Annotated in this window: 6 protein-coding genes; all 6 read right to left on the minus strand. The window is 61.2% G+C overall.

The window, feature by feature from the left end; all coding sequences use genetic code 11:
* Positions 1-26: 26 nt before the first annotated feature.
* The 6 genes from rfaH to MQW23_RS08340 are packed head-to-tail and all read right to left on the minus strand — an operon-like array spanning position 27 to position 12,897.
* Positions 27-551: a transcription/translation regulatory transformer protein RfaH gene (gene rfaH / locus MQW23_RS08315; RefSeq protein ID WP_252107392.1), complete on the minus strand. Its 525-nt coding sequence runs from the start codon at positions 549-551 to the stop codon at positions 27-29.
* Positions 548-1,882, minus strand: a complete 1,335-nt coding sequence (locus MQW23_RS08320) for an aminotransferase class I/II-fold pyridoxal phosphate-dependent enzyme (RefSeq protein ID WP_252107393.1) — start codon at positions 1,880-1,882, stop codon at positions 548-550. The genes rfaH and MQW23_RS08320 overlap by 4 nt, the downstream gene beginning before the upstream one ends.
* Entirely contained in the window at positions 1,879-9,255 is a 7,377-nt protein-coding gene (locus tag MQW23_RS08325) for a type I polyketide synthase (protein WP_252107394.1), read from the minus strand. The genes MQW23_RS08320 and MQW23_RS08325 overlap by 4 nt, the downstream gene beginning before the upstream one ends.
* Positions 9,252-10,859, minus strand: coding sequence for an LTA synthase family protein (locus tag MQW23_RS08330; RefSeq protein ID WP_319022799.1), 1,608 nt, complete (start codon positions 10,857-10,859; stop codon positions 9,252-9,254). Before MQW23_RS08330 ends, MQW23_RS08325 begins: the two co-directional genes overlap by 4 nt.
* Positions 10,856-11,656 (minus strand): SDR family NAD(P)-dependent oxidoreductase, encoded by an 801-nt coding sequence (locus tag MQW23_RS08335; protein WP_252107395.1) that lies wholly within the window; start codon positions 11,654-11,656, stop codon positions 10,856-10,858. The genes MQW23_RS08330 and MQW23_RS08335 overlap by 4 nt, the downstream gene beginning before the upstream one ends.
* 8 nt (positions 11,657-11,664) lie before the next feature.
* Positions 11,665-12,897 carry a capsule polysaccharide biogenesis protein gene (locus tag MQW23_RS08340; protein ID WP_252107396.1) on the minus strand — a complete coding sequence of 411 codons (1,233 nt, stop codon included), beginning with the start codon at positions 12,895-12,897 and terminating at the stop codon, positions 11,665-11,667.
* Position 12,898: the final 1 nt, after the last annotated feature.

Consider the following 12,898-nt stretch of genomic DNA (forward strand, 5'->3'; position numbering starts at 1 on the left):
ACAGGAGGCTTCGACTCGAGAAGCGTTTAATTCGACTTCTCGAGGCTATTCACATCGACCTCGATATGTTGCGGTCGTTGAAGCATATTAAGCAGCACGATCGCGCGCTCCTCGCCTTTGGCTTGCTCGAATACCGCTTCCAGGTTTTTGAACGGGCCGTCGCTGATGGTGACCTTTTCGCCGGCGCTGAAGTAGGTATGGCTGCCGTGTTGACGGTGCGGTTGGGCGTAGAGGCCTTGAACCAGGGCGTCCGGTACCGACACCGGCGTGTTGCCGAAGGTCAGTAGCCGCAGCACGCCCCGGGTGGATCGAATGGGTCGCCAGTTGCTGGCGATGTGATCCAGCTGTATGAACAGATAATAAGGAAACAGCGGCTCGGTAACGGTGACAAGCTTGCCCTGACGTTTGCGTTTGACGTCCAGCACGGGGTGAAATACGTCAAAGCCCTGGTTAGCCAAGTGCTCGGCGGCGCGAAATGACTCGCCGCCCTTGCACTGAATGACGTACCAGTAAGCGTGCGCTGACTCTGGGCTTGTGCCCACCACGGTCATGAGCCCTCGTCGAGCAGCGCGGCCAGGGCGTCGAGCGTTTGATCGATCTGCGCGTGGGTATGCTCGCAGGAGAGGAAAAAACGCATCCGCGCGCTCTTTTCCGGCACCGCCGGGTAGAGGATCGGTTGTACGTTGATTCCCTGCTCGAAAAGCCGGTGGGAGAGCATCGCTGCCTTGGGGGAACTTCCCACGATGATCGGTACCACCGCCGAGCCAACGCTGTGTCCGGTATCCATACCCAGCGATCGAGCTCGGGTTAGCAGATAAGAAGCGTTTTCCTGAAGTCGGGTTACCCGCTCGGGTTCTTGTTTCATCAGCGCCAGCACTTTAAGCGAGGGAGCGGCGACCTGGGCGGGCATGCCCACGCTGTACAGAAACCCCGGCGCGAAGTAGCGCAGCATTTCCACCAGTGCCTTGCTACCGGCGATATAGCCGCCGCAGCCCGAGAGCGTTTTGCTCATGGTGCCCATCCAGATATCGACCTCTGTCGGGTCGATCGCGAAGTGCTCGCGAAGCCCCAGGCCGGTTTTTCCCATCACGCCAAACGAGTGCGCCTCGTCTACCATCAGCCACACCTGGTGGCGCTTTTTGAGCTCGATGAAGCGCGGAAGGTCGGGGATATCGCCGTCCATGCTGTAGAGGCCTTCGATCACCACGACCACCCGCTCGAACTGACCACGATGGCGCTCCAAAAGCGCGTCGAGCGCCGCCGGGTCGTTATGGCTAAACCACATGCGTTTGGCGCCTGAGAGCTGGGCACCCACCAGCGAGCTGTTGTGGATGTACTCGTCGTGGAGCACCAGGTCCTTCGGACCCAGCAGATAGCCAAGCGTTGACACGTTGGTCGCATGGCCGCTGACGAACGCTACCGCGTCTTCGACCCCGTAGGTCTCGGCAATAGCTTTTTCGAGCTCGCCGTGAAGAGGGCGCTCACCAGAGACCACGCGACTGGCCGATACCGAAGTACCATAGTGGGCGGCCGCATCAGCGGCGGCTTTGACCACGCGCGCATCGCCGGAATAGCCCAGGTAGTTGTAGCTGGCAAAATTGATGCACTCGCGGCCATCAATGACGCTGGTCGCGCCGGCCAGGCCTTCGTGAACCTTGAAAAACGGATCCACCAGGCCGAGCTGCCGGGCGGCGTCGCGCATCATGGTCAGCTGCTGCGCGCCGGGATGCTCTTCGAAACGGGTGAAACGCTCGGGAATGTGTTGGGCACCTGCACCCCCCGCCCTTTCTGTCGCCGGCGCTGGGCGCTGAGTGCGGGCGCTGGGGCGCGTGCGTGCCTTTTCCAAAAGCTGTCGTTTCAAATCTGAACGCTTGGCGGTCATGGTGTCTCGCTGGCGGAAGTGGAAGCCGAAGCCTGATCGAGCTCGCTCGCTCCGTGACGAGCGGCCAGAGAGGCTAGCGCATCCTGGGGCGACTCTTCAACGTCCTCGTCCTGGCTGAGCTTTTTGATCAGCACATCAGCGAGTTTCGAAAGCGTCGAGGCTTCGCTGAGCACCATGACCGGCACCTGAACGCCCAAACGGTTTTCAATGGCGGTCATCAGCTCCACGCCCATCAACGAATCGAAGCCCATGTCGTATACCGAACGGTTGACGTCGATCTTCTCTTCGTCGATCAGCAGGATGCTGGCAAGCTCGGCGCGCAGGAGTTCGGTCACCGTTTGCTGAAGCTCTTCCGGTGAGAGCTCGGCGAGAAGCGCGCTGATGTCATCGTCGCCCTCAACACTGTGGTCATCGTCACTTTGGCGCGCCAGTTCGTCGAAGCGCGGCGCCGCCGCAGTGGGCAAAAAGCGTGCAAGCGCTCCCCATTCGAGCTCGAGAACGCCTAGGCTGGGGCCCGGGTTGACCAGCATCTGCTCGAGCACCTTCAGCGCGTCGTCGGAGCGCAGCGCCGAGCCGCCCAAGCGCTCCTGAAGCGCATCACGGGTACGGGTGTTGCGCGCCAAAAAGCCGACGTCTTCGATTGCGCCCCAGCGAACGCACGTCGCTGGTCGGCCACTTTGGCGGCGCTGCTCGGCGAACGCTTCGAGCCAGTGGTTGGCGGCCACGTAGTTGGCCTGACCGGGGTTGCCGAACAGCGTGGTGGCCGACGAGTAGAGCACGAAGAAGTCGAGCGGCATTTCGCGGGTCAGCGCGTCCAAATGGCGGGCGCCGTCGATTTTTGGCGCCAGCACTTTCTGGATACGATCAAAGTCGAGATTACGAATCAAACCGTCGTCGATCACCGTGGCGGCGTGAATGATCCCCTTGAGCGGGCCGAGCTCGATTGCTGCGCGCTCGATGACCGCTTCGAGGGCGGCGCGATCGGTGATGTCGCAGGCAGCGGCCAGTACCTTGACGCCTTGCGTTTCGAACGCCTCGACAGCCGCCTTAGCCTCGTCGGAAGCGGCGCCGCTACGACCAAGCAGGACGAGCTGCCGTGCGCCCTTGCTCACCAGCCACTGGGCGGTCTTGAGGCCGAAGCCGCCAAGCCCACCGGTGACCAGATAACTGGCATCACTGGAAAGCGTGAGCGTCTCGCTGCCAAGCGCGTCTGCGTTCGGCGCCGCGATAGGGGCGTCGTAGGTGACCACTACCTTGCCGATCTGGCGCGCCTGCTGCATATAGCGGAAGGCATCGATTACCTGACTGTGGCTGAACGCGGTAAAGGGCAACGGGCTCAGCGTGCCATCGTTGAACAGCGCCATCATCTCGCCGAACAGTCGCTGGGTCAGCGCCGGTTGAACCTTCATGAGCTGGTCGGAATCGATGCCGAAGTAGCTCAGGTTGTTGCGAAACGGGCGCAGCCCAATATGGGTGTTCTCGTAGAAGTCGCGTTTGCCGAGCTCGAGAAAACGTCCGAAGGGGCGCAGCGCGCGAAGATTCTGATTGATGGCCTCGCCAGCCAGCGAATTCAGCACGACATCCACGCCTTCGCCTTGGGTATCGTTAAGGATCTCTTCGGCGAAGGTGAGGGAGCGCGAATCGTACAAATGCTCGACGTTCATCAAGCGTAAAAAGTCGCGCTTCTCTTCGGAGCCGACGGTGGCGTAAATCTGTGCACCCATCCACTGCGCGATTTGCAGAGCGGCGATCCCCACGCCGCCGGCGGCTCCGTGAATCAGCACTTTCTCGCCGGGCTCGAGCCGCGCTAGGTGTTTGAGCGCGTAATACACGGTGAAGAAGGTGGTGGGGATCGTCGCCGCCGCGGCGAAGCCAACGCCCTCGGGCAGCGGCGCAACGGCGTGCTGGCTTGCGATCAGCTTATCGCTGAAGCTGGCGGGGCCAAAGCCGACCACCGCTTGGCCAGGGACCAGGTGCGTGACGCGTTCGCCCACTGCCACTACCTCGCCGGAGAACTCCAACCCCAGCGTGGGTCCGGCGAAGCCGTTCTCGATCGCTTCATCGGATAAAAGCCCCAGCGTGTACATGACGTCGCGGAAGTTGAGGCCGGTCGCTTTGACGCGCACCTCGACTTCGTCCGGGCCTGGCTGGGGAAGCGTGCGAGGGCGCCACTGAAGTTGGCGCAGTTGGCCCGGCAGGGCGAAGCCCAGCGTCATCGCCTGGCGCGGTGCGCTTTCAGCGTGGGCTTTGGGGTGAGGTGCGGCGAGCGTGCGCAGGCGCGTGGCCAAGCGCGCGCCATTTTCACGTAGTACCAGCTCGTTTTCGCTGTCAGGTGTCATGAGCGATTCAACGAGCGTGGCCAATGCCGCTTTGCTGACAGGGCTTGGCAGGTCTACCAGAGTGACGCCGTGACCCACCGCCTCGTTAGCCAGTGATCGGCCGAAGCCCCAAAGCGCTGCGTCAAACGAGCCCTCATCACCCAGCGTGTCGAATCCGTGGCTTATCAGCCAGAGCGTCGGTGGGTAGCCTTGGCTTTCCAGGCCGCTGGCCTCGAGCGCGAGCGACCACTGCTGTGCGCGAGTACAGCGCGCCGCTTGAGCCGCGGTGTTTGAGGCGCCGAGCCCGCGTAGATCGATAACGTTGATCGGAGTGGGTGCCTCGGTGACGCCAGCCCGCTCACTTGATAGCGCACTGTGCAACAAGCTTTCGAGCAGTTGATCCGGGGCCTGATCGCTTTGCCTATGCCATGCGGTGCCCACCATCGACAGCGCCTCGTGTAGGCGTGTACCGAGCGCTTGGGTCTCACTATCGCTGACGATGAAGTGGCGAGCACTACGTGGCGGCGCGGCTTCAGGCGATGTGCTCGCGACGCGTGCGTGTAGAAGGTAGGCGCCGCCCTCGGCTTCTTCCAGCGCGATCGACGGCGATACCTCAAAACCTTGCTCGGCAAGCCAGCCACTCAACTGCTCAGGCTCCACCGGCGAGGCATTGAGCCCCGGCGTTGCAAGCACATCGTCAAGCCAGCGGCTGGGGCTAACGCCGACCAGCAGCAGCTGAGCGCCGGGTGCCAGGCGTGCGGATAGCGTATCGATCAGTGCGCGGGTGCGTTCGGCGCTAGTGACATCGACGCTGACGAAGGCGAACTGTGCCCTTTGCGCCGGGGTAGCGGGCGCGGGCGCTTCGCCCTGTGCGTCGACATCGATCAGCGCAAAGCGCTCCTGAAGCTGCAGGGCGCGGTGTTTGGCGCTGTCCGTCGTGGTGAGCGCGCGGTAGTGATAGCGATCATTTGCGTGCGGTTGCTGTGCCAGCGCTTCGAGCAGGCGCTGCCCCAGTGCCGGCGCGCAGGGGCCGGCTTCGAGCAGCGTCAGGCGCTGGCCTTCCGGCAGCTGGCTCAGCGCATCCTCGAGCAGCGTCTCGACGCTGCCTGCCAGCGTATTCCAGCCGCTTTCGCTAATCAGCACGCGGTTGAGATCCATCAACTGTTCGGCGGTGATATCGAGCGCCGCTGCGCTCTGCTGGTCGCTGGCAAGCGCTTCGCGATGCAGCCCCAAGCGGCCTACCAGATGAATCGGGGCAAAGTAATCGGGGTAGTCCTGCACCAGCAACTGCCAGATAGCCTCCGGCGCGGGGCTCTCTTCGGAAGGCACAGGCTCGGCGAAGGCTTCGCTCAAGCTATCCAGCAGCGGGGCGACTTCGCTTGCGTAGCGCTCGCCGGTGGCATCGCGATAGCGCTGGCCGAGTTCGGTCAGCGTGATTAGCGCTCGCTCGGGTAGCGGCTGGGCGGCGGCCGTCAACGGCGCTGGAGTCAGCGCAACATCGATATAGCTCAGGTGATGGTGTCGGGCGCGATTCAAGCGAATCGCCTTGAAGCGCGTTTCGCTTAGCACGGCGATCGCACGACCTTGCGCGTCGAAGAGTTCGAAATCCGCAGTAAAGGAGTGGGGCGCTCGCTTTCGCATGACCGCCCGAGCGAGCGCAGGAGCGCCTGCTTCGAGATCGATCTGAATGCGGCCCACGCGAACCGGCACGAAGGCCAGCCCGTCGGCAAAGCCTTGGTGACGAGCAAGCAGCGGGATGAACATCTGAAAGGCGCTATCCAGAATGCCCGGGTGCAGGTGGAGCGACGCGCGCTGGGCATCCAGTGTCGCGTCGAGTTCGATCTCTCCAAGCACCATATCGTTCTCGAGCCAGCCGCGCTTGATGGCCTGAAACGCAGGGCCGTAATGTAGCCCGATGGCATTCGCAAGTGCCAGGTGGGTGTCGAGATCGAAATCCGGATCGCGCTCCGGGCGGGCGGGCGCTTTGCGCTCGAGCATGAAGCCGCGGCTTTCGCGCATGGTGCGTGCCACCGCGTTGAGTTGCCACTCACCTTCGCCGGTGGTTTCGCGAGAGTGAATGCTGATGTGGCCGCTTTCCGGGTCAAGGTGCGTGCGCGCGGTTCGTCCGTTGGGGCTGTCCAGCAAAAGCGGGGCGCGAATTTCGAGCTCTTCGATATCAAGCCGCTTTAAATCCTGTTGAGCAGCGCTGGCAGCCAGCGCCAACTCGACAAAGCCGGCGCCGGGGAATACCGCGCCTTCACCCACCACGTGGTCGGCAAGCCAGGGCTCGCGCTTGATGTCGAGCTGGCTCTCCCAGGTATTGGCTTGCTGCGCCATCCGATAACCCAGTAGCGGGTGCTGATAGTAGCGCGATAGCAGCCCTTGGCCATCGCTGGTACCGGGTACCCAGTAGGAGGTGCGCTGCCAGGCATAGCGAGGCAGTGCGACGCGCTGGCCCTCTACCGGGAAGAACGTGTGCGTATCCAGTACCAGGCCGCTCAAGAGAAGCTCGCTCAAACTCTTCTCGAGCATCTCATTACCAGGCTTGTGGCGCTCGACCGAGCCCATCACGAGCCCCTCGGCGTCACATTGGCGAAGCGTTTCGTTCAAATAGCGGCGTAGAATGGGATGCGCGCCGAGTTCAACGAACACATTGAAACCCTGCCCGATCACGCTCGATGCGGCACTCTCGAACAGCACCGGTTCGCGGATATTGAGCCACCAGTAGTGGGCGTCTAAACGAGTTCCTTCAAACAGCTCACCGGTCACTGTGGAGTAGTACGGAATCGACGTCGCTTGAGGGTTGATATCGCTTAGCGCATCGATGACGCCCGCTCTAATACTGTCCATGGCCGGGCTGTGAAAGGCGTAATCCAGCGGCAGTCGTTTAGCGAAGACACCCTGATCGGTGAGCCTTTGCTCGATGGCGTCAAGCTGCTCAGTATCGCCGGCCAGCGTAATACCTTTCGGGCTATTGATGCCAGCAAGGCTCACGCGGTCGAATTCGGGCTGCTCGAGCCAAGGGGCGATCTCCTCAGCGCTGATGGCCACGGCGCTCATCTCGCCAAGCCCACGGGTCTTGCCCTGGTAGAAGCTGCGGTAGTAGATGACCTTAACCGCATCTTCCAGGCTCAAGGCGCCGGCCGCCCAGGCTGCGGCGACTTCGCCTACGCTATGGCCGAACACCGCCGAAGGCGTTATGCCATGGGCCTTGAACCATTCGGTCAGCGCGACCTGTAGCGCAAAAAGCGCCGGCTGGGCGATTTCCGTGCGCTCCAGGCGGCTTTGGCCTTCGTCGATCTCTGGATTAAGACCGCTGAGCTCATTGCGCAGCGAAAAGCCGCCTAGCGGCTTGAACAGCGCATCGACCTCGTCGATGGCAGCGCTAAACGTGGCGTTCTCCAGCAAATCCTTGCCCATGCGCTCCCACTGGCAGCCGTTGCCGTCGAACACGAACACCGGGCCTTTAGCGCTTTCGAGCCGGTCGAGCTTGGCCATTCCCAGTGGGGCGCCTTCGGCCAGCGTTAGAAGCGTGCGCTCAGCCTCGGCCGCGCTGCTGGCAAAGAACAGTGCGCCTGCACGGTGATGCTCGCGGTGGTGAAAAAGCGTATGGGCAATATCGTAGAAGCTGGGTGCGTTAGCATCGCTTTCGCCGTTTTCAGCGTAGCCCTTCAAGTACTCGGCCAGGTAGGCGGCGTTCGCCGTCAGTGCCTCTTCGCTTTTGGCGCTGATACGAATGGGTAGCCTCGCCTCGTTTGGCGTGGCGGCCCGCGCCGATTTTTCGGGTGCGCTTTGCAGGATGACATGGGCATTGGCGCCGCCAAAGCCAAAGGAGTTCACACCGATCACCAGCGGGCCTTCAGGCTTCAGTTTCTGAGCCTTCTGTACGACGCTTAGGTTCCACTCGTCGAACTTGATGTTGGGGTTGAGCTTGCGAATGCCGATGGTAGCGGGCACTTCGCGGTGCTTGAGGCTATACAGCGCCTTGGCCAGGCCGGCCACCCCGGAGGCGGTTTCCAAATGGCCCAGATTGCTCTTGACCGAGCCGATCAAAAGCGGCGTGCGACGACGTTGGCCCAGCGCCTCCCCGATGGCACGGGTTTCGATGGGGTCACCCACCGAGGTGCCGGTACCGTGCGCCTCGAGGTAGTCGATGTCGTCCGGGGATATGGCAGCCTGTTCGTAGGCGCGGCGCATCAAAGCGACTTGCGCGCTGGGGTTAGGAACGGTAATACCCGATTTATAGCCATCGGTATTCACCGCCGAGCCCGCCACCACGGCCATGATGTCGTCGCCATCGGCCAGGGCTTGGTCGTAATCCTTCAAAAAGAACAGCCCGGCGCCTTCCGAGCGCACGTAGCCATTACCCGCCTCATCGAACACCTGACAGCGCCCAGTGGGCGAGAGCATGCTCGCTTTGGAGAAGATGATGAACCCGTACGGGTGCAGGTGCAGGCTGATGCCTCCGGCCAGCGCCATGCTGGTTTCGCCGCTTCTGATCGCCTGACAGGCCTGGTGAAAGGCCACCATGGAGGAGGAGCAAGCGGTATCCAACGACATGCTTGGACCGTGGAAGTCGAACACGTAGGAGAGCCGGTTCGAGGCGATACTCGACGTATTGCCGGTCGCGGTGGAGGCATCGATGGCCGCCATGTCGTCCGCCATGCGGTATGAGTAGTCAAGACTTGCCACGCCCAGAAACACGCCGCAGTCGCTGCCGCGAAGCGTCGAGGCTTTGATGCCAGCGCTTTCGATGGCCTCCCAGGCAAGTTCGAGCAGCATGCGCTGCTGCGGATCCATATTGGCCGCCTCGCGCGGGGAGATGCCGAAAAAGTCCGCATCAAAACCGCTGATATCGCCAAGGCTTCCCGCCGCGAAGCTCACGCTGGTACCGGGGTGGCGTTTATCCGGGTGCCAGTAAGTCTCCTGACTCCAGCGGTCGGGTGCCACGCGTGTTACCAGATCTTTTTCGGCCTGTAGATTTTGCCAGAACGTTTCAGGGGTGGTGCCGGGGAAACGATGGGCGGCGCCAATGATGGCAACGCGTTTAGTCATTCTTGCTCCTGCGGTTCTGGGGCTGCCTTGTTCCATTCGCTACTCATACCGCGCCCGACTGCTCGCTCGAACAAGGCAGAGCCCAGTTCGTGCGCCTTTAGATCGACCGGGGAGCCATGTACAGGGCTCTTTCGCTCGGTCGACCATATCATGTAGGGCGTTTCACCCCTAGGGTCGCCAAAATGAGCGTAGGCCTCGGGTAAAATGGGCACGTGGTCACCGTAAAAGGCCAACAGGCCCGCGCGTGGGGCGCGAGTAAGCGACGCCTTTAGCTGCTCGATCATCGTGTCCGCTTCGCTCAAGTGCTTCAAGTAGACCGCAAGGTCGCGCAAATGAGTGGCCAGCGGCCAGCGAGCGGCAGGCAGCAGTTTGGCGGCACTTGGCTCGTTGGGCGCTTCCAAGTGTAGCGGCCCGTGATTTTCCATGGTCATGACGAAGATAAATAGCGGCCTATTATCGTCATCTTCGAGCAGACGTCCAACCTTTCGTGCAACGGCCAGGTCGCCGGTGTACTGACCGAGCTTGTCCTCGGTGGTGAAGTCGCTGACGTCGATGAAGGTTTCGAAACCGAGATTGGGAAATACTCGGTCGCGCTTATAGAAGGTGGAATGGTAAGGGTGTACGCAAATCGTGCGATAGCCGCAGGCCTTGAACGCCGAGGCGAGACTGGGAAGACCCTGGCGGGCGAGCGTATGGTAGGGGTTGAACTGGCGTGCCCCCCAGGCGCTAGCGGGCAGGCCCGTTAGCACGGCGCATTCGGTGCGTACGGTGTTGGCGCCCCAAGCCGGTACGCGTAGCGCTCCTTGCTGCAACGCTTGGGCTTGGGTTTCGTCGAAGTGGCTCAGCACCTCTTGAGGGATCTCGCCGCACCAAGGCCTGGGATCGAAAAATGATTCAGACTGCACTAACACTACGTGAGGGCATTCTGGCTGAGCGCGGCGATTTATCGGCCGTTGATTGAACGGCGCCTGCGTCGAGGTAGGGGGCTGAGAGCGAAATAGCGCGACGCCGTATAGCCATAGGCTGGTAAAGAGCCCGAAGGCGTGCATGTCTGCTTCGGGTGCAAAGGTGGGAGGTGGGCACTGTTTCAATCCCCATACCACCAAAAACGCACCGGCTACCGTGAGAATTAGCAGTGGAGTCAGTACCGCCAGCGCGCTCGCACGGCTGACAAGCGGGAGCTCGAAATACCAAAACGCGGCGATGGCCAGCGCCCCGGCGGTGCTTGCGGCAATGGCAAGGCCGATGCCGAAAAAGGGCACATAGAGGCGCGGATGACGTATCGCATCCCAAAAGTACTCGAAATCATGGCAGATGAAAGGTTCCTTGAGCGTGCGCGACTTGGTGTTGCTGGACTGTACGACCACCAGCGTCAGCGACAGCGCAAGCACGACGGCAAACCAGGGGCGCTGGAGCGCCAGGCTGAAAATGCCGAAGAGCAGACACCAGCTACCCACATGAACGCCGTTGAACGCTAGCGAGCGCTTGAGAAAATAGGTGGGCCGCGGGCGCAGGCAGGCTTCCATGACGAAGCTTGCGACCAATCCCATCAAAAAGGGCGCCCATAGCGCCAGAACGACATCGTGTATCAAAGCGCTGATCACTGATCGAACCCCAAACGCTTGACCAACCACTGCGAGATTCCCGCCGGCAGCACTGCCAGCCACCAGCTACCGAAGTTGAGGGGAAAGGGAAAGCTCACCCTCGCGCGATTGGCGTCGATACCGCGCTTGATCACGCGAGCGGCGCGCTCTGGCGGCCACTCCCAAGGCTTCGGGCCGGGCATGGCGTTGCACATGCGCGAGGTCACGTAGCCTGGCATGATCACGGTCACTCCCACGTTGTAAGGAGCCAGCAAGCCCCGAAGGGCTTCGCCGTACGCCTTGATGCCCGCTTTACTGGCGCTATAGCTAGGCGTAGTGGGCAGCCCGTGCCAACCGGCGAGCGAGCTTATGAGAACCAACTGTCCCTTGCCGCACGCTTTCATGGCGGGCACCAAGTGACGTGTCATGTCGATGGGTGTTTTCAGGTTGATATCCAATAGCGCGCAAACGTCTTCCCAGTCTTCGAGTTCGCCTGGGCCGGTTGGGTGGGTGTTTTTACCTGCACAGGCGATCATGACGTCTGGAACCTGCTGCTCGCAGATGTGCTGCAGCCACTCGCCCAAGGCATTTTCATTGGTCAGATCAATGCTTGAGCAGGTAACGTGCGCGCCTGATGCCCGGCACTTGTCGGCGACCAGAGAAAGCTCTGTTGCCTGGCGCCCATGAAGCACGAGGTGGCAACCCGGGGCGGCGTAGAGTTTTGCCAGCGCACCACCGATAGCGCCAGTGGCGCCGGTAATCAGCACGCAGCGGGTGGCGTTAACAGCGTGTTCATTATCTTTTGCGTTAGATGGCATAGGGTCGCTCAAAGCAGCTTCTCCAACGGCGACGGACAGGTTGTAAGCGTATTAGCGGAATTGTTCACCGCGAGCTCGATTCCGGGCTGGCAGTAGAAACCGCCGTTGACCTGAACGGTATGCATCACTGTCTTTCGGAAGTGGTCGAACAGCTCGCCGTTGGGTGGGGGTGGCGACTGCCAGAACTCATCCAACAGACCGTCGCAGGTGAGACCCGAAAGATTATAGATTGGGTCGCTCAGCGCAAAGGTCGGACAGGCGTTTTCAAGAGACACGATTCCCACGGTACTGTTCACCGTGACCGTGCCGGCGGCATGTCTAAGAAGCGCTTCGAGATCGCCGGATTCGAGATAGACGATGCGCTCCTGTAAACCGTAAAACCGAGCCAATCGTTGAACGGTATGCGTATGGCTAACCAGCAGCATGTCCAACGGGTGATTTTTGATGCATAAAAGCGCATCGCTCGGGGCATGTTCAGCAAACGAGCCCATGACGTGATCCATGACCTCGGCCATGTCGGCGTAGGGAGAATGATCGCGAATTTGGGCATCGGTGTTGAGCTGGAGCGGCAGCAAGAAAAAGGGTCGGCTGCCCTCTATAAGGCGATTGACACGCTTGGTGTCCAGTTTTTTCCAGCGCTTGAGCAACGTGAACCTCTTGATGTAGCCGGCGTACTCCTTGGGCGCGGTGATGCCGGCATGGTTACGATAGCGCGGGGCAACGATAGGATTGGCAAGCCCGGCCAAGTGATAGGCCACATCGTGACGAGCGCGGAGCTTGAAAGAGGATTTGAAGCGCACCGGTTTGGGCAGTTCGGGAAGCATTTTGCCGGTCTCGAAAAACCACGCCGGATCCTTGGGCAGCAGCGAATGACCGTTGACACCTTCGCGCTCTAGCGTGATCCAAAAAGGTCTAAAGTAGCCTTCTTCGAACACGTGGGTGCGAATACCTGTTGCCTGCGCATTTTCGATTGCCGGTAAGTGAACGGGGCGGCGATCACCAAAGAGTACCTGGTCAGTAATGGCGTAACGCTGCCAGAGCGTTCGAAGGTAGTCGGGCAGCTCGGCGAGGGGGCCGCGAAATACATGGCTTTTGCCGAGTGTGCCTTGCCAGTAGGCGATGTCCCCGGCGTTGAAGTGCACCTTGACGACACGGTGCCCGTCATCGATAAGCTTTTTTGCCAAGCGCTGATAAAAGGGCGAACAGACGCCTTGTAAAAATAAGAACGCGCGCTTTTGCATG

It is taken from the genome of Halomonas sp. S3-1-1, assembly GCF_023757625.1.
GTDB lineage: Bacteria > Pseudomonadota > Gammaproteobacteria > Pseudomonadales > Halomonadaceae > Vreelandella.

Excerpts from the sequence above, each read along its gene's own strand:
- rfaH (WP_252107392.1), bottom strand. The coding sequence starts at position 551 with ATGACCGTGGTGGGCACAAGCCCAGAGTCAGCGCACGCTTACTGGTAC.
- MQW23_RS08320 (WP_252107393.1), bottom strand. The coding sequence starts at position 1,882 with ATGACCGCCAAGCGTTCAGATTTGAAACGACAGCTTTTGGAAAAGGCA.
- MQW23_RS08325 (WP_252107394.1), bottom strand. The coding sequence starts at position 9,255 with ATGACTAAACGCGTTGCCATCATTGGCGCCGCCCATCGTTTCCCCGGC.
- MQW23_RS08335 (WP_252107395.1), bottom strand. The coding sequence starts at position 11,656 with ATGCCATCTAACGCAAAAGATAATGAACACGCTGTTAACGCCACCCGC.
- MQW23_RS08340 (WP_252107396.1), bottom strand. The coding sequence starts at position 12,897 with ATGCAAAAGCGCGCGTTCTTATTTTTACAAGGCGTCTGTTCGCCCTTT.